Below are 16,595 nucleotides of genomic sequence, written 5' to 3' on the forward strand. Positions count from 1 at the left end.
CTTTCTTTCTCTTGATAACGGCGTATCCAATGGATGAATGCCACTGGATTGAGTTTCATATCAGATAACAGAAATCGATTTCCTCGTGCAGATATATTCTGGCCGTGGTGGGAGGCTACAAAATGGGTCTTCTACCTTATTGCTCAATGCATTAAAGACAAAAAACAAATTGGATCTCGGATATGGGCTAATATTGCTGCTGGAGCCGTGCATCAGGTTGCAATCAAATACGACTAAACTGCCAGGTTTACCTGTAACAGATTTTATGCCCCCTTCAGATGTCAGCCTGCGTAGGTGATCATCTGACGGAATTCCGAGCTCTTGTTTTTTTAAAGAACTTAAATAATGCCCCTCAGGGGTTTCACCATCACAGCCGATGTAGTGGTGATGGGACTTCGGAATGAGCATTAATGGGCCGTTGTAATTCCGGCTCTCGGTTAAGATTACGGATACACTGAGTGCGCGCATTCGCGGCATTCCATCCTCGACATGCCAAGTTTCAAAGTCAGAATGCCAATAGAAATCCTTACCACGAAATCCAGGTTTATAGTTCGCCCGAGATTGATGGATATAAACCTCATCATCCAAAATATATCTCGCGATATTTGATATCCGATTATCCCTTGAAAGCTTCCTGAATAGGCTGCTGCGTTCATGAATTCGAAATACCGAGCGCACCTCTTCACTTTCTAACTCAGTAATGAGTTCATCAGAGCTGCGGATGTCATTGTCTTCCTTGAGGGTTTCCAGCTCTTTTTGAAAGACCTGAACCTCCCTCTCAGAAAATACATTTTCAAGAACGATATATCCCTGCTGCCTGTAGGCGTCCACCTGCTCAAGATCCAGCAGGGGAGGGGGATTTGGTCCACCATAAACTACTGGATCTCTACGCAGTGTTACTCGACCTGCGACTCCTCGTTTTCTGGAGGGGTACATATCATTTCTGAGTGAATGGATGCGTTCTAGCAGGTACTTCATTTCAGCTGCTGCCCTGTAATTGACTACCTATTCAATGGGGTCGGCTTCTAGTTCATATGCGCCCTCAGAATTGTGTACCTCCTTTCCATTCAAAGGAGGGTTAAACACGCAGGCCATGGTCATTTCTTCAAATGCCCTCAAAGTGTGCCGATCATGTTTGTCGAGGACATAGATGGTACCAGGCTCGATAGGGTGCTTTTTCCCATCATCCATCGTCTCCACCTCTCCTCTGCCGGAAACGCAGTAAACTGCTTCCAGGTGGTTTTGATAGTGCATTTGGAAGTCAGCACCGGTGTATATGGTGGTGATGTGGAAGGAGAAACCAACGCCATCATCCTTTAAAAGTAGGCGTGTACTCTCCCAATTGCCATCCGGCGAGACGATTCTTCGGTTTGATTTTTTGGCTTCTTGTAAACTTCTAACAATCATGAATATTCCATTATGTTGTATGTGTAACTATATAGCCTGGTTATCAGCAGGCTTAGCTTTCCAGCTGGACCAATGAGTTTTGGATACAATTGGGTCTAGCAGGCCTCGAAATAGACTCTTTCTTCAGGGATATCCTGCTCTCCAGCACAGACTTCTCGAATTGCTGATTCAATAATGTCAATACCTTTCTTAAGATTCTGGTCAGTGATGACCAGAGGGCAGAGCAGCTTAACGATTTGATCATCTGCGCCACTAGTTTCAATGATTAACCCCTGCTTGAAGGCGAGTTTGGTAATCTTTTCTGCAAGTTCGCCACTCACACAATCAATACCTTGGAACATGCCACGGCCTTTAGTGGTGAAGTTACCCTCACCATATTGACTGACAATACTTCCCAACCGCTCGGAGATGTACTTCCCTTTACGCTTGATTTCCCGCGAAAAGTTATCATCTGACCAATAGTGATCAATTGCCGCTTTGGCCGTAACAAAAGCCAGATTGTTTCCACGAAATGTGCCGTTGTGCTCACCAGGTTTCCATTGGTCTAATTCGGGCTTCATTAAAACCAGGGCAAAGGGCAACCCGTAGCCACTAAGTGACTTGGAGAGAGTAATAATGTCAGGCTCGATACCTGCTTCTTCGAAACTGAAAAAATTTCCAGTGCGGCCACAGCCAGCCTGAATATCATCAACGATAAAGAGCAGCCCGTGCTTTTTACAGACAGCCTGTAGGTTTCTCAACCACTCGATACTGGCCGCATTGATACCTCCTTCACCCTGAACGGTTTCGACGATAATCGCCGCGGGAGAATTGATCCCGCTGCTGGAGTCTGCAAGCACCTTGTCGAGATACTCTGTAGTATCAATATTTTTGCCAAGATAGTTGTCATAGGGCATGCGATGAGTGCCATTCAAGCTAACCCCAGCAGCATCCCTGTGATGAGAGTTGCCCGTAGCTGCCAGGGAGCCCAAACTCACACCGTGAAAACCATTGGTAAAGGTCACAATGTTTTGCTGCCCGGTGACATTGCGGGCAATTTTCATTGCAGCTTCAACCGCATTTGTCCCGGTTGGACCAGTAAACTGAACCACGTATTCCATATTGCGTGGCTTGAGAATTTTATCGTTAAGCGCTTGCAGGAACTCGCCCTTGGCTTTGGTGTGCATATCCAAACCATGGGTAATGCCATCACTCTGAATGTAATCCTGCAGAACTTGCTTAAACAGCGGGTTGTTGTGTCCATAATTGAGAGTGCCAGCGCCTGCCAGAAAATCCAGATATTGATTTCCCTCCTCATCCCACATGAGTTCGCCTTTTGCACGATTGAACACTCGCGGAAAGGAGCGGGCATAACTTTGTACTTCAGATTCAATCTCATCAAAGATTTTCATTCTTCTCTCTTTTTTTAAATTGTTGTTTGAGCAATAGGCCCGATACGCACACAGGTTTCGGAGTCATGCAGACCATCAAAGTGAGTCTGGGAATCCATCCAAGGGGAGGATTGGAGGCTTGCGGAGAGCTTCTCTGCAGCGCTCTGGAAGAGGGCCCAGGAGGGAAGGTTGTGTTCAGTGATCGTTGTCTCGATAAATCTCACCGACCTGCATTGGGGGCGTTCGATGATATTTCTGAGCATGATAGAGGCTAGCCCCAGCCCTCTTGCCTTTTCCGCCACGGCAACCTGCCAAATAAACAGAGTGTCTGTACGACCTGGAATCAAGTATCCGGAGATAAACCCCAACTTCTCATCACCTTCTTCTGCGATCACTGAAGTATCGGCAAAGTGACTGCACTGGAGGAGGTTGCAATAGCTTGAGTTGGCATCCAAGGGTGGGCAGCTGTCGATTAATTTGTGAACAGCCATGCCATCCTCCAGGGATGGTGACCTCAAAAAAATATTTTCTGGACTAGACAAAATAACTTCCTATACGACAACCCATAGTTTCACCTCTAAGTATTTTGGTGAGTGATAAATGTACAGATGGATCATTATTCATACTTATTTTGGTTTTTTTCGTAAAAAACCACAACCAAATACTTAGAACACTAAATATCGTACACAAACTAAATATAAAATCTAGTGGGTGAAGAGAATCTGATCACAATATCCGCCCTAAAAATGGGCAAATTTATTGGGCAAAAGCCCTGGAAATGGGCAGAAGCGCCTATGAATGGTGGATTTTCGTAATTCAGGGTTCCAAACGAAGGGGTATGTTCTTGGCAATTGTTTAGTGCTGTAGATATTTTCCTGGAAGAACCATAAGCGTTTAGTAATTGGGATATAGGGTTATATAATCCGCCCAATCGCCCTGATTATTAGATTGAGAGGTAGCTTTGAACAGTATTGAACAAGTGCTAGTGGCCCTTCGGCGTGTAATAAGAGCTACAGATTTACACTCCAAGCACCTGGCCAAAACAACAGGCCTGACCGCTCCCCAGGTGTTATTGTTACAGGCCATTAGAAATAAGGGCGAAGTCACCATCGGTGAACTGGCCAACGAAGTGAGCCTCAGTCAAGCTACAGTGACCAACATCTTGGATCGCCTTGAGAAAAGGGGGCTTGTCTATCGCCAGCGCTCTCAATCAGATAAGCGTAAAGTGCATGCTTACCTCACAGATCAAGCTGCGGAAACACTGAGAGATGCACCTATCCCGCTTCAAGATCAATTCGCCCGCCAATTTGGTGACCTGAAGGATTGGGAGCAGAGTATGATCATTGCTTCGCTCCAGCGTGTAGCCCAGATGATGGATGCCCAGCATATTGATGCCTCCCCTGTTCTGGATATCGGTGTTTTAGACAGGCAGGGAGCAGCTATGGATAAGTCAAGCTCTTCCTTGGGGTATGGCGAAGTAGCTGATTCAGCGGAAAAGCCTGGGAGAGAAACACCCTAGTACCCCCCCTTTGTGGATATCAGCAACCGGTTCTACCCCAGGTTGCTGAGCCCCATGTCAAAGTTGTCTAAGCTTGCAGCAATTGCTCTTTGTAGTTGAGCGGAGGCGCTAGCATGTACTGCTGCCTCGAGCACCTCTTCATAGATTGTAAGTGGTGAATATGGACATTCTGGTTATTGGTGCCGGCCCCACCGGGTTAACTGCTGCAAACGCTTTAGCGTACAAGGGGATGAATTGTCGTATTGTTGAGCGTAAAAATGCGCCCTCGGAACTCTCCCGAGCCGTTGGCATTATGCCTGCGACTATAGAGGCTTTGGGCGAGCTGGGTGCTGCAGATCCACTCCTTGCTGAAGCCATGCCCCTCAAGAAAATGCATATTTTACGCGATGAGAGGACCCTCGTTTATCTGGATAGCAGTGGCAATGAATTCAGGAAGAGGGTGCCGCTCGGTTTGCCGCAAAACCGCACCGAGGGAATCCTGCGTGATGTGCTATCCGGCAAAGGTGTTGAGGTTGAGTATGGGCTCTCAGTTACCGGCATAAGTACCACGCAAGACAGCGCATTGGTTAGTTTTTCCAATAATACTAGCGACTCATTCGACTGGGTGATAGCTGCCGATGGCATCCAATCAGCAACCCGCGAACAGTTGAAAATCCCCTATCCGGGAATAGACTTACCCAGCAAATGGTCCATTGCAGATGTGGATTTGGCGGGTGACTTCGATCCAGAAGAGATCACTTTGGATCTCTATGGGCCTGATAACCAGTTTTCCCTGATATTACCAATCGAGAAGCACCGCGCACGCATCGCATCCTCGACAGAAGATGCTCTATCAGCAATAAAACTGCCCTTGGATATCACCAACGTTCGACGAACAGCAGCCTTCAAAATCTCAATACGGCAGGCCGAATCTTACCGTAAGGGCCGGATTTTACTGGCAGGGGATGCTGCTCATTGTCATTCTCCTGTTGGTGGGAAGGGTATGAATCTTGGTATGGCGGATGCGATTGCTGCAGCAATGGCAATCACTAACGGGAGCGTTGATGAATACTCGCGGTTACGCCATGCAGCAGGTAAAGCTGTGGTGAAGAAAACTGAGTTGGCAAGGCATTTAATTTCTTCCGCAAATCCCATGGCAAAATCCCTTTTATGGTTATCGTTTAAAGCAATCTCCTCAATCCCTGCCGTCCATCGGGCCTTTATGAAGCAATGGACTGCGATTTAATCAATCGCGAACTCTAATTGTGAACAACCTATAGCTGATTTTACTCCCCTTGAGCGAATGAGAAGTCAAGATAGATTATTAACATTCTCTTGAATATTGGGACACAATGATTACCAGGAGTGAAGATGCCCGCCACACCTATAGATATTGAAAGCTGGAATAGAGGGGACCACTTTAAATTCTTTATGGGTAGTGCTGGATCGACCCGTTTAAGTTTAACCCAGCCTCTAGATGTCACGGAGTTAGCCTTTTTTTGTAAGAAAAATACAATATCTTTTTATTACAGCCTTATTTTTCTTGTTACTCAAACCGCAAATGAGATAGCCGGATTTAGGCATAGGGTAGTTGATGGTCAACCCTTTGAGTTCGATATCTTGCATCCGCTGTTCACTGATTTGAATAAAGATGATGATCTCTTTAAGCTTGTCATGGCTGAAATGGAAACGCACCTCATTGACTTCGTCAAAAAAGCAAAGCAACTCTCAAAAGATCAATCAGAATACCTCCCGGTAAATACATTTATGGATCGCTACGATATTTTGAATATCACCTGCTACCCCTGGGGTGACTTTTCAAGCATGCAAGTGAAACCGGTCCAACAAGAAAACTGTGATCCAGGGATACCTTTTATTGCCTGGGGTAAGTACCAACAACAAGCCAACCGACTTATGACCTCATTACATACTGAGGTAAATCATTGCTTTCTTGACGCCATTCATCTGTATCAATTCAAAACGCATCTGGAAGATAAAATCAAACTCTTAAAGTAAGGACGACGAATCTTCTAGTTAATACAAGCAAGTCAATATTACTGATTGGCTCGCATTAATGACCAGAGGCTATTTCCCAAGCAGGAAAAATAAGCCGTAAAAGCCTGATTAATTCTTAGACGCTGCTGACCCTGCGGATATAAGCCTAGTTTTGCCTCCTGGCTGGCTTTAGAGCCTGCAACCAAAAAATTATTATTGATACTGGAATCCTGAATAAAGGCCTCAAAAGCCCTGGCACAAAGTTCTACTGGCTGGCTGTAATAAATAGAGCCATTTACTTTATCGACGTTAACAGAAGCTTTCACCAGTTCACTTGGGTTATTGCCACCTTCATCCAGCATCACCGTTTTAAAGCATGCAAAAAGCAGGTCATTCAGAGGGTGGGGTACCGGGGTTGCATCGCGTAGCCAGGCCTCAGAGGCATACATGCTACTCGAAGTGTCGCTAAATACTTTTTGCGCAAGATAGTGATCCAGTGCATGAAACCACTCATGGGCAATAGCTCCTGGACCGGCATTTTTAGCCAGGGAAAACGACTTGGCTGAAGGGTCATAAAATGCGGAGACTCCAAGGCGGCCACCAATACCGTATTGAAAAGAGAGGTTCCCGCGCAGGGAAATCAATGTTTCGGGCCCCTGCAGTATGACCATTAAGTCGGAAAGCGCATCATAAAACAACCCTGCTGCGCGATCGCGCTCCTCAGCAGTCACCCAGCGGCCAATGGCTATAGATCTAAAGCCAAAACGCCTGCGAACATCGACAAAGGATACCTGCTCACTACCGCGCACATCCGGTCCACGGCGATAAAATTTTCGGGTTGCTACCATAGCTAGCTTAGGTGAGAACGGATGACTGGAATTTGCCCGGGATACTATTACAAGCTCGACCTGCTCTACAAGAGGATTACCTGATCGGGCCCCCGAATAAACGGCTACACTTTGGCCAGGCACCTAAAAGCTCCTTTTGCTAAGCCTTTGGTGACTCTAAATGCCCTGAAGTTGCTTATTGTGGAAAATCGAATCAAGAGCCCTTAGAGCTTTTACACCTACTTCTGCCTGTAGCAGTTTTATCTTGCCTATCAAAACCAGTAATTCACCGGGAGTCTAACTATGGTCAAGTCCAAGCGCCCTCTAATCTCTATCAATCCTTTAAACGGTGAAACTTTAAAGACTTTTCATGAGATGACTCCAGATGAACTCGATAAAGCTATCGGTCGAGCGGATAACGCTTTCGTGGAGTGGAGTAAACGAAGCTTTGGTGAGCGAGCAGCAATACTCAAGCGCGCTGGACAGCTATTCGAAGAGCGCGCCGATGAACTCGCCAAATTAATGGCACAGGAGATGGGCAAGAAGGTTAACGATGGGCTGGGCGAATTAGCGCTCTGCGCAGAGATTTTTGCTTATTATGCCGAGGAAGGTGAGAAGATTTTGGCTCCGCAACACCTTTCTACCCGGGAGGGGGAGGGCACGCTGGTATTTCAACCCCTCGGTGTTGTCTATGGTATCCAACCGTGGAACTTTCCTTTCTACCAGCCTTCCCGCTTTACCGCAGCCAACTTAATCGCCGGCAATGTAGTTCTAACGAAACACGCCTCAAATGTTCCCCAGTGTGCTGAGGCATTTGAGCAACTGTTATTCGATGCCGGTGTGCCCAAGGGGGTCTACACCAACTTGCCAATTACTTCCGCAGGTGCCGCACCAATTATCGATGATGATCGGGTAAAAGGGATATCTTTTACAGGCAGCAATGCAGCGGGCGCGAAGGTTGCTGAGCAGGCAGGGCGCAATGTGAAGAAAACCGTGATGGAACTCGGTGGTGTGGACCCATTTATCGTACTCGAAGATGCAGATATGGATTTGACCGTTGAGCGATTTGTGGAAGGTAAGCTTGGAAATTGCGGCCAAATCTGCTTAGCGGCAAAGAGAATCATCCTGACGGAACCTATTGCCGATGAATTCCTTGGGCGAGTCACCAAACTGTTTGAACAATTGAAACCGGGTGACCCCCTTGAGGACATCACAGATTACGGGCCCTTGTGCACCCAAAAAGCCGCGGAGCAGCTGGAAGAGCAGGTCAGTGAGTCAGTGAAAGCCGGGGCTCACTTGCTGGTAGGCGGGAAGCGCAACGGAGCGTTTGTTGAGCCGGGTATTCTAACCGATATACCGGCAGGCTCACCTGCGGCCGAGGAGGAACTCTTTGGACCCATCGCTTGCGTCTGGGTGGTAAAAGATGAGGAGGCAGCTATTGAGATGGCTAACGATAGTCGCTTTGGCCTGGGAGGCTCGGTCTATACCAAGGATCACGAGAGGGGGCAGCGTGTAGCTGAAAAACTCGAATGTGGAACTGCCTTCGTCAATCATGTGGCTTCAAGCTATGCGAGCATGCCGATGGGTGGTGTAAAAAAATCCGGTTACGGCCGTGAACTGGGCGAGCTGGGCATCAAAGAGTTTGTGAATCAGAAGTTGATACGTCACTTTAACTGAGCAGTTAACCATTCCTATTGCCCCTGTGAACCACAGGGGCTTTAAAGAGGTTTTTAGTGAAATTTTTATAGGTATTGTTCACCAGGCAAGTCACTTTAGACAGAGGGCTGAGTATTTAAATAAAAGCACTTTGTTGGAATACCCTCATCGTCATAACATATACCCCCCGGCAGCATTCCCGCTTTTAGTAAAACGCGTTCTGAAGCAATATTTTCAGGCGCAATAGTCGCAATGAATTTGTCAATGCCAGAAGCTATTGTAGCGTAGTCGATCAACCCAACCACTGCTTCAGTCGCTATGCCTTGCCCCCAGTACTCCCGGGAAAATGCATATTTAATTTCGGGATCAACTTGGTCATTAGGGTGTACAATACCGCAGAAACCAACAACCTCTAAAGTATTTTTTAATCCTACAGCGAACATACCATAGCCACGGCTCATATAGTTTTTATGGGTGACTTTCATCCATGCCTTGGATTCCTCATAACTTAATGTATTTCCATCCCCAACCCATCGCATTGCCTCACTATCGCCATATACCTTTTGAATCATAGAGAGATCTGAATCTTTCCATTTTCTAAATATTAAACGATTAGTAGTAAACAAACTCTCTCGCACTGCACTATTATCCCTTTCGCGCTAATGTTCAAATAACTAGTAGACAATGCATATCATAGCCTACACATCGGATAGCTTGAAGGATCGGGGCGTAATTTATCCATTGCTATGATTGAATTCACTTTGCCTTTTAACACTTGCCGCAGGAATTGATAACCGTTTCATAGCCGCTTTGTTAATACTAACTATATTTAATTTGCCAAATCTGCTTTACCGATAGTCTTCAAAATAGCAGCGGGAATATTACCAAGTAGCGAGCTTGATTTGACGGAAATAGAAAATAACTTCCCTATAAAATTTTTGTGAAAAGGGTAGGGTAGGCTTTATGGGCAAGTAAAAACCAATATTAAGTACGATGTGGAATGGAAGGACATTGCTAGTGGCGGCGTCAATTCGATATAACCATCCAATATTTAACTTCGCTTATAATGGCATTAGTTAGATACACTTTTAAATTCAAACGATATATTTATTCTACAGTACACTCGTTTAAGTATTGTCGATTCCAAAAACAACCTAATTGCTGTGAAAGTTGTTCACCACTCTTACTTGTTTGAATTTGCCAATGTTTGGGATAAAGGTTTTGATAAAACATATCCGCAAAACGGTAGTCAGCCAAAATAATCACGCCCCGATCTGACTCAGTGCGAATCACTCTTCCCGCTGTCTGCAATACCCGAGTCATGCCGGGATAGCGGTAGGCAATATCAAACCCATTGACCGCTGAGGGGGTCTGTGGGTGCTCCGCCGACTGTCGTAGCAGTTCTTGCTCTTCATTTACTTGGGGAAGACCCGTACCTACGATAATTGTGCCAATCAATTTCTCCCCTACAAAATCAATGCCCTCAGCAAAAACGCCGCCCATAATGGCAAAACCCAGGCTCTGTGCACCCTCACTAAACGAGGCCAGGAAGGCTTCTCTTTCGCGATCACTGGCGCCTGGCGTCTGTTGTAGCGGCTGTATTTCCGGATAATCCTTCTGGAAATGCTCTACGACCATTTGCAGAAAGCGGTAAGAGGGGAAAAACACCAGGTAATTGCCAGGACGGCTGAAATAAACTCGGGCAATCAAGTCCACTAGTGCTGGGAGTGCACTTTGCCGGGCCTGATAGCGGGTATCCACAAAAGGACAAAGAAAAACTCCCTGGTGGGAAGCCTCAAAAGGTGATGGCAGCATCAAGTAAGGCGTTTCTGGCTCAATTCCAAGCTGTGCAGTGACAAACTGTGTGGGTCGTAAGGTGGCTGAGAAGAAAAGAGCTCCATGAAACTGGGCGCAAGATTCCTGTAGGAAACCCGCGGCATTCATACACATCAGCTTTAGTTGGTGTTCCTGCCAGGGGGCGTCCTGATCGATCACACGGGTCAGGGCCTGGTGTTGACCAGAAAGAATTTGTTCTATGCAGGCGTATCGATAAAGACTTTTCAACCATTCCCCGATCTCTTCAGGGGGGAATTTTTCCTGTTCAGATAATTCACTCAGTGCATCTAGTACCTTCTGGGTAGCGCGAGATACAGTTGTAGGGCGATCCTCTTCGGAATTCAGCGGGCTACACCAGGCTTGTACATTTTGGCTTGAGCGTATTTCCTTATAGAGGTTTTGTTCTTGAAACCGTTTGCTCCATTGAGCAAGTGCGCGTACCAGGGATTGGATACGCCGGTACAACTGTGGGTGGTTGCTTTTACAGGCCAGGGCCGCGCGGCGACTATCCCTGCGGCTCAAACTAGCGCTGTACATTTCCCGTGCGCGCTCGCTTAAGTTGTGCGCTTCATCTACCAATAGTGCGCGCCTGTAACGCGGATCTTGTAATGTGGAAATACGCACCAAAGGATCAAAGACGTAATTAAAGTCACAGACCACCAAATCCGCCCAGGGCAGCATTTGCAAGGACAACTCAAAAGGGCAGAGATGCCACTGATCTGCAACCTTCGCGAGCGCTTCCGGTGTGATCCAGGGTTGCCCCAGCAGTTGTTTGCGCGCTTGCGGCAGGCGGTCGTAAAAGCCCTGTGTGCGAGGACAGGTGCCTTCATCATCGCGGCTACACAATCCCAGTTTGCAAGCGCAGGTCGTATCACGCGCACGCAGCTCCAATAGTGAAAGCTTTAGCCCAACTCCATGTAGCTTAGCGATAGTCTCTCGCACCACCTGCCTGCCAGAGTTTTTCGCCGTGAGGTATAGCAGCTGATCCAGCTTTTCCTCACCAAGGGCTTTGATAGCGGGGAACAGTGTACTAATGGTTTTGCCAATACCGGTGGGCGCCTCCACAACCAGTTGCCCTGCATCCCTAAGGCAGCGATAAGCGGATACCGCCAGCTGGCGCTGACCGGGTCTGTAATCAGGGAAGGGGAATGGGAGGCTTTTTGCTGTTTGAATCACTTGTTGCCGATGCGCCTGCCAGGCCCTATGCCAATGGATATACAGACTGAGGGCATCTCCAGCAAAACTTTCCAAAGCCTCCCAGCTGAACAGGCTTTGCTCCGGGTAGGACTTTTTCTCTTTGAGGTTGTACCAGACCATCTGCAGGGAGACCTCTTCAACCGAACTCCCTTTTTGGCGCTGCTGTAGCAAATAGCAGAAACCGTAAATTTTAAGCTGAGCCCAATGGTATAGGCGGGTGGTCTCGGGAAGCTTATCTGGATGGCAATAGGTGGTTTTGATTTCATCCAGTTGTGCCGGCTGGTGCAAGTCAGCTTGCGGATGAAGGATATCGACCCGTCCCTCCAAGAGGATATCCTGGCCTGAGCACTCCAGCTGAACCTGTAAACGGTATTCCGCTTCTGCGCCTTTGGGGCGACGTTTTTGCAGTTTTTGGTGAGCGCGAATGCCCTCTTGGGCGGTTGGGCCTGGCCCGCCGGTATGGATCAAATCCCCTCTGCGGCAAGAGAAAGCCACTAATTCACCCACAGATAACTTTAGGGGAGAGGCGCTTGCGGAGGTGTTATGCTCTTCAGTAGGCTCCGCCAGTAGCCCTGCAACTGTAGGCTTACCCCTCAAGGCTGTAACCATTCCACATGTATCACCCGGTGGGGAATATTGTGAGCGGCAAAGAAAGTCAGCCAGCGCTGCTGGTTTTGCTGGAGACGATCACCGGGGCCCTTGACTTCCAACAACTCATAACTTCCTTTTTTGGGAAACAGAATCAGATCTGGCAGACCATTGCGGTGATGATTGATATCACTGAGTAAACGTTGAAATAGTACGTGCCAATGTTCTGCAGGAATACGATCCAGGGCCAGCTCCAGCAGTTCCTGGGGTAGTGCTTCCCAGGCTACCAGTGGATTGGCAATACCCTGTTTTCCACGGTAGGTTTGCATAACCCGCAGCTTTAGCGAGCTTTGACAAAGCTCCGACAGCCGCGATTCAAACAAGCTCTGGCGTGATGAGTAAAAATTTGGGCTACGGAAATCACTGGGGGCTATTTGGAAGGGGTTATAAAAGGCACCAGGCACTGAAGCAAAGAGAATGTCCCAGATATAGAGGCCCAGTACCCCATTGAATAGACTGTTCTCTACATAGTGGCAAACACCTTCTTCCTGCTTTGCCGCTTCCGCAGCTGCCAGAATTTCTACTCTTACTGAGGCCTGGGGTAGGGTAAACATTTCTTGCGGTGGCTGATAAGGCTGGGGGTTCTTCCAGGTTTGAGCACAGCCCATGCGCTTGGCCGTGCGATACCCAAAACTCTCGGCAAAACATCGTTCGGCTTCATTGAGGGGAGATTCGAGAATTTCACGGCATAGGGAGAGCGCCTGATCGAAATTACCACGCTTTGCGACAATTCTCGCCCGGCGTTCACGGGCAGGCGGCTGACCACAACCCTGATAGAGTCTCTCTGCAGCTTCCAACTGATCCAGTCTTTCCAGTTGTCGCGCCAGCTTCAAGCGTAGACGATCCACTCGCCTGGCCAGAGTCAAATCTCCAGGAATGCCAGCGGGTAATTGACCAGTCAGTTTATGGATTCCACCGGTATCACTAGAGAGTACCCCCTCAGCTTGTTCAAGGCAGCTGTAATAGAGTAAGTACTGCTCAATCTGCTCTCGACTCTGGAAGGGCAGCTGGTGACTATCTAATGGGTAGGGCTCATATTGGTATAACCCCAGGTCCTTCAGTACGTATTCCGTAAGGCTCTGGTTCAGATTGCCAAAAAAACAAAGCTGAAAGGTTTGAAAGCACTCGGCCCTTTGAACTGCAAGCAATGCCTCATCGGCTATTAACCGTTCTCGCCATTCAAAGGAGGCCGCCAATAAAGCTTCCTCTAACTCTCCCCGTTTTAGGGACTTGCGTAGGCCAGCAGGCCCCGCTGAGAGCAGTTCCGCCTTGGTAAACAGCGCTATAAGTTCGCGGTCTGCCAGGGGTGGATTCCTTTTCAAAAAACCAGCAGAGCAAAGAGAGTCAATGGCCTTGCCAAGATCGTCAATTTCTCTGTAAGACAGTTTTCCCTCTCTGAACAGTGCCCCCAAAGATGATGGAATACCCTTACGGGATAGCAGCCGAACATAAAGGCGCTGACTGTCAGCATCGAGCTCGTAGAACTCACGATAAAAGTTAATCTCAGCAGGGGAAAGTAGCTGCTTGTAGCGGGACACTACAAAATCAACCAAGGCTCGGAAGTTGGTCAAATAGTAGTCAGGTGCTAGCTCGATAGTGGCGGCCATGATACGGGCAATAATGTGTCAACAATAAATCGTGGTGGGTAATATTGATATAAGAGCTGTATGGTTATACAGCATATCATTTCTGGAGACAAAACCATAGGCTGACTTTGCGGACATATAAGAAACACAGCAGCAGTAAGCTTTGAATGATTCTGAGTAGCTTCCTCGTTGTTTAAAGTATCAATACCTCAAGAGATTATTGGAAAAGCTATAATAGAAGAAGTGAGAGCCAATAGGGAATAAACTTAAATAGGTGAGTTGAGACACTTAACGATTTTACCCATTGGTATGGAAGTAGCCTTGTAAATATGTTTGTTAATAGGAGGGGAAAATTGCCCCTCCTATTCAGCTAAAAAGCGATGTAAAACTCAAGAAGCTTGAATTGAGGTTTTACTTTGATGCGCGCTCGATCTGGGAACCTGTACTCTATATTCTGGGAACATATTTACGGTAACAGTAAAATCACACTTAGTAGGACCAGCAACATGCTTCAGGCCCCACCAGTATTTTATTTTAACGGTTTCGCCTGGGGCGATGGGGTGGCCGTAGCTTACAAAACCATCTTCTATGGGAGTACCTACTGAATTACACAGATATGCATCCCAGGTCATACCATTGTCATCGAGATCCAAGAATACTTTGGCGTCGAGGATAGGAAATTTTCCAGTATTTTTGAGCTCTATAAGCCCCTGAATATAACTTCCTTCTGTAGAGTCCTCGATACCAGTCCATGCAGCCCAGTGAAAACTGGTAGCCTCAAGACTATCAGAAATAAATGGCTTATCTGTATCCCAACCTTCAACATGACCAATATTTGACATGATTAATCCTTTTCTTCAGAGATATCATTAAAAAATTAATGACTGCAAGTGGGTACCGCCTATTTTTAAAAACGAAAGCATGAGAATAGGGTAAGCAAAACAATAGCAAATCAAAAAACACGAGATGTATGTTCTGGGCTTTACCCTAAGATTCCTGCTCACTGTGCACCCCTTGGTGCACAAGCGGAGTATTGGGGCCATAAAAGTTGAGATCAACCCTTAAATATTAGATGGGCAATAGTTGCGAGAATAACAACGCCAAAATTTTTACTGGGGGGCAGTATGGCATGCCATATAAAGCTTTCTTTGATCAATGGCCTGGCATTGCGCCGGCAACAATTGGCCGTCTTAAAGGCTGCAAAACTAAAGTAAATTCCACCAAGGCATCCAGGGCTATGATTTTGCAGGCACGCAAATAGAAAAAATCGTCTAACTCTTATTTAATATACCGAAAAACTTTACGATACCTGAAAATAATAAACCAAAGAAATAGGGCTAATGGTGTAATCATTAATACAGCCATTTGGTTTTTTAATACCGCCATATTCATTGTGATGATCACAGTCCCCAATTCATAGATATCGGTGGCAATGATCACAGGAAGGAAAAACGCCCAAAATCTCGCGCTGCCAATTTTTTTGGCAAAAGCCAACCCAAAGAAACCCACAAAATAAGTGGTATAGATGATCAGGCTTGCTATCAACCACCAGATCGACTGATTGTATTCATTGTAAGCAAAGGCTTCATACTGAGAGATCACTTCTATCGGAACCAGAAGAAAAAACAATACCTTCCAGAGTATACTTGGCTTGTAGATTAAAGATTCATTACCAAGAGCACTCTCTGGGGCCCGGTAGAGTTCCTGCATGAAACATCCCTATTGTTATTACTTTGCAGTTCAATAAAGCTTATGTTACTAACACAAGATCCTTGAAGCTTCTCGAAGAAGGAGCCTATTAGTGGGCGCCTCAATCAACGAGAGGGCGCAGAGGATATTCTGATCCCAGGCAAAGTCAACTAATTCAATCCCCATTTTTATAACAATGCGAAATCAACCTGAAAACTCTTGTTTTTAGTCAAATTCATACTGTTTGAATACAGAAAAACCGAGGAAAAATCGGGGCAATACCTATTAGGTGGTAAATTTCTATGACGATAAACGCAAAGTCAGGTTTTAACCTTTGGTGACATAAGTTACAGGTTTTATACATTTCCTCTTCACGGAATCATTCTTTTTTATCGCCCGTTTAATAAATACTAAAGGTAACTTTGACCGTCACCCCGCTGGCTCAGGCCGACTCCAAATCCAGATTAGCCCACAACCGATGCCACCAACTGCGAAAAAGAGTAAATACAGATTGGAAATGTGATGAACGGCAAGAGCCATAGAAAGTGCCATGGTCAGCGTAGCCAGTAGTTTGGTTCTCCTACTGATGAAACCACTACGCCAGGTTCTTAATAGGTGACCAAATAAGTGATGTTCCTCAATCCACTGATGCAGCCGTTCAGAGCTTTTAGAGGCCGCCCAGGCACCAACAACAATAAATACCGCAGAGGGTAACCCAGGCAGGATGGCACCAATAATTCCGACAAGCATAAAGAAACAAGCCACGACCCCCCATAGCCAACGCATCCACCCTTTGGCTAACGGGGGGGTTTCCATGTCAGGTACTTCTTCATTATGTTGACTCAACCTGAATCTCCAGTTTTAAAATCTGTTAAACAGATAAAAC

At 46.7% G+C, this 16,595-nt stretch carries 15 protein-coding genes; 4 read left to right on the top strand and 11 right to left on the bottom strand.

Annotated elements, in window-relative coordinates; translation table 11 throughout:
- Nucleotides 1-60 precede the first annotated feature (60 nt).
- The 4 genes from thpD to ectA form a co-directional block, all read right to left on the bottom strand.
- Entirely contained in the window at nt 61-978 is a 918-nt protein-coding gene (gene thpD, locus MJO52_RS10585) for an ectoine hydroxylase (RefSeq protein WP_252085905.1), read from the bottom strand.
- A gap of 27 nt (nt 979-1,005) precedes the next feature.
- Nucleotides 1,006-1,407, bottom strand: a complete 402-nt coding sequence (locus tag MJO52_RS10590) for an ectoine synthase (protein WP_252085906.1) — start codon at nt 1,405-1,407, stop codon at nt 1,006-1,008.
- A gap of 95 nt (nt 1,408-1,502) precedes the next feature.
- Nucleotides 1,503-2,798: a diaminobutyrate--2-oxoglutarate transaminase gene (gene ectB / locus MJO52_RS10595; RefSeq protein WP_252085907.1), complete on the bottom strand. Its 1,296-nt coding sequence runs from the start codon at nt 2,796-2,798 to the stop codon at nt 1,503-1,505.
- A 14-nt stretch (nt 2,799-2,812) separates the two neighbouring features.
- Nucleotides 2,813-3,319 (bottom strand): diaminobutyrate acetyltransferase, encoded by a 507-nt coding sequence (gene ectA / locus MJO52_RS10600; protein ID WP_286037013.1) that lies wholly within the window; start codon nt 3,317-3,319, stop codon nt 2,813-2,815.
- A 419-nt stretch (nt 3,320-3,738) separates the two neighbouring features.
- Here ectA and MJO52_RS10605 point away from each other — a divergent pair, with 419 nt between their 5' ends.
- The 3 genes from MJO52_RS10605 to MJO52_RS10615 all read left to right on the top strand — a co-directional run bounded on the left by MJO52_RS10605 (nt 3,739) and on the right by MJO52_RS10615 (nt 6,291).
- Nucleotides 3,739-4,296: a MarR family winged helix-turn-helix transcriptional regulator gene (locus MJO52_RS10605; protein ID WP_252085909.1), complete on the top strand. Its 558-nt coding sequence runs from the start codon at nt 3,739-3,741 to the stop codon at nt 4,294-4,296.
- A gap of 160 nt (nt 4,297-4,456) precedes the next feature.
- Nucleotides 4,457-5,521 carry an FAD-dependent oxidoreductase gene (locus MJO52_RS10610; protein WP_252085910.1) on the top strand — a complete coding sequence of 355 codons (1,065 nt, stop codon included), beginning with the start codon at nt 4,457-4,459 and terminating at the stop codon, nt 5,519-5,521.
- Nucleotides 5,522-5,646: 125 nt separating this feature from the next.
- A complete protein-coding gene (locus MJO52_RS10615; protein WP_252085911.1) occupies nt 5,647-6,291 on the top strand; it encodes a CatA-like O-acetyltransferase in 645 nt (214 codons plus the stop codon).
- A 38-nt stretch (nt 6,292-6,329) separates the two neighbouring features.
- On the opposite strand, the gene MJO52_RS10620 is transcribed toward MJO52_RS10615, so the two are convergent.
- Nucleotides 6,330-7,241, bottom strand: a complete 912-nt coding sequence (locus tag MJO52_RS10620; RefSeq protein ID WP_252085912.1) for a CLCA_X family protein — start codon at nt 7,239-7,241, stop codon at nt 6,330-6,332.
- 159 nt (nt 7,242-7,400) lie between these two features.
- Here MJO52_RS10620 and MJO52_RS10625 point away from each other — a divergent pair, with 159 nt between their 5' ends.
- Nucleotides 7,401-8,774 carry an NAD-dependent succinate-semialdehyde dehydrogenase gene (locus MJO52_RS10625; RefSeq protein WP_252085913.1) on the top strand — a complete coding sequence of 458 codons (1,374 nt, stop codon included), beginning with the start codon at nt 7,401-7,403 and terminating at the stop codon, nt 8,772-8,774.
- A 95-nt stretch (nt 8,775-8,869) separates the two neighbouring features.
- Here the strand turns inward: MJO52_RS10625 and MJO52_RS10630 are convergent, their stop codons facing one another.
- The 6 genes from MJO52_RS10630 to MJO52_RS10655 all read right to left on the bottom strand — a co-directional run bounded on the left by MJO52_RS10630 (nt 8,870) and on the right by MJO52_RS10655 (nt 16,555).
- Nucleotides 8,870-9,391, bottom strand: coding sequence for a GNAT family N-acetyltransferase (locus tag MJO52_RS10630; RefSeq protein ID WP_252085914.1), 522 nt, complete (start codon nt 9,389-9,391; stop codon nt 8,870-8,872).
- Between the two features lie 469 nt (nt 9,392-9,860).
- The gene (locus MJO52_RS10635) at nt 9,861-12,395 is read right to left on the bottom strand and encodes an ATP-dependent DNA helicase (protein WP_252085915.1); all 2,535 of its coding nucleotides are present in this window, start codon (nt 12,393-12,395) and stop codon (nt 9,861-9,863) included.
- On the bottom strand, nt 12,380-14,041 hold the full coding sequence (locus MJO52_RS10640; protein ID WP_252085916.1) for a VRR-NUC domain-containing protein: 1,662 nt from the start codon (nt 14,039-14,041) through the stop codon (nt 12,380-12,382). The genes MJO52_RS10635 and MJO52_RS10640 overlap by 16 nt, the downstream gene beginning before the upstream one ends.
- Nucleotides 14,042-14,409: 368 nt before the next feature.
- Complete coding sequence (locus MJO52_RS10645) at nt 14,410-14,862, bottom strand: hypothetical protein (RefSeq protein WP_252085917.1); 453 nt, start codon at nt 14,860-14,862, stop codon at nt 14,410-14,412.
- A gap of 436 nt (nt 14,863-15,298) precedes the next feature.
- A complete protein-coding gene (locus tag MJO52_RS10650; protein ID WP_252085918.1) occupies nt 15,299-15,730 on the bottom strand; it encodes a hypothetical protein in 432 nt (143 codons plus the stop codon).
- A gap of 408 nt (nt 15,731-16,138) precedes the next feature.
- Nucleotides 16,139-16,555, bottom strand: coding sequence for a YbaN family protein (locus MJO52_RS10655; RefSeq protein WP_252085919.1), 417 nt, complete (start codon nt 16,553-16,555; stop codon nt 16,139-16,141).
- Nucleotides 16,556-16,595: the final 40 nt, after the last annotated feature.

Origin of the sequence: Microbulbifer variabilis (assembly GCF_023716485.1) — a bacterium.
Taxonomy (GTDB): Bacteria; Pseudomonadota; Gammaproteobacteria; order Pseudomonadales; family Cellvibrionaceae; genus Microbulbifer; species Microbulbifer variabilis_B.

Excerpts from the sequence above, each read along its gene's own strand:
- MJO52_RS10650 (WP_252085918.1), bottom strand. The coding sequence starts at position 15,730 with ATGCAGGAACTCTACCGGGCCCCAGAGAGTGCTCTTGGTAATGAATCT.
- MJO52_RS10645 (WP_252085917.1), bottom strand. The coding sequence starts at position 14,862 with ATGTCAAATATTGGTCATGTTGAAGGTTGGGATACAGATAAGCCATTT.
- ectB (WP_252085907.1), bottom strand. The coding sequence starts at position 2,798 with ATGAAAATCTTTGATGAGATTGAATCTGAAGTACAAAGTTATGCCCGC.
- MJO52_RS10610 (WP_252085910.1), top strand. The coding sequence starts at position 4,457 with ATGGACATTCTGGTTATTGGTGCCGGCCCCACCGGGTTAACTGCTGCA.
- MJO52_RS10625 (WP_252085913.1), top strand. The coding sequence starts at position 7,401 with ATGGTCAAGTCCAAGCGCCCTCTAATCTCTATCAATCCTTTAAACGGT.
- MJO52_RS10635 (WP_252085915.1), bottom strand. The coding sequence starts at position 12,395 with ATGGTTACAGCCTTGAGGGGTAAGCCTACAGTTGCAGGGCTACTGGCG.
- MJO52_RS10590 (WP_252085906.1), bottom strand. The coding sequence starts at position 1,407 with ATGATTGTTAGAAGTTTACAAGAAGCCAAAAAATCAAACCGAAGAATC.
- MJO52_RS10615 (WP_252085911.1), top strand. The coding sequence starts at position 5,647 with ATGCCCGCCACACCTATAGATATTGAAAGCTGGAATAGAGGGGACCAC.
- thpD (WP_252085905.1), bottom strand. The coding sequence starts at position 978 with ATGAAGTACCTGCTAGAACGCATCCATTCACTCAGAAATGATATGTAC.
- MJO52_RS10640 (WP_252085916.1), bottom strand. The coding sequence starts at position 14,041 with ATGGCCGCCACTATCGAGCTAGCACCTGACTACTATTTGACCAACTTC.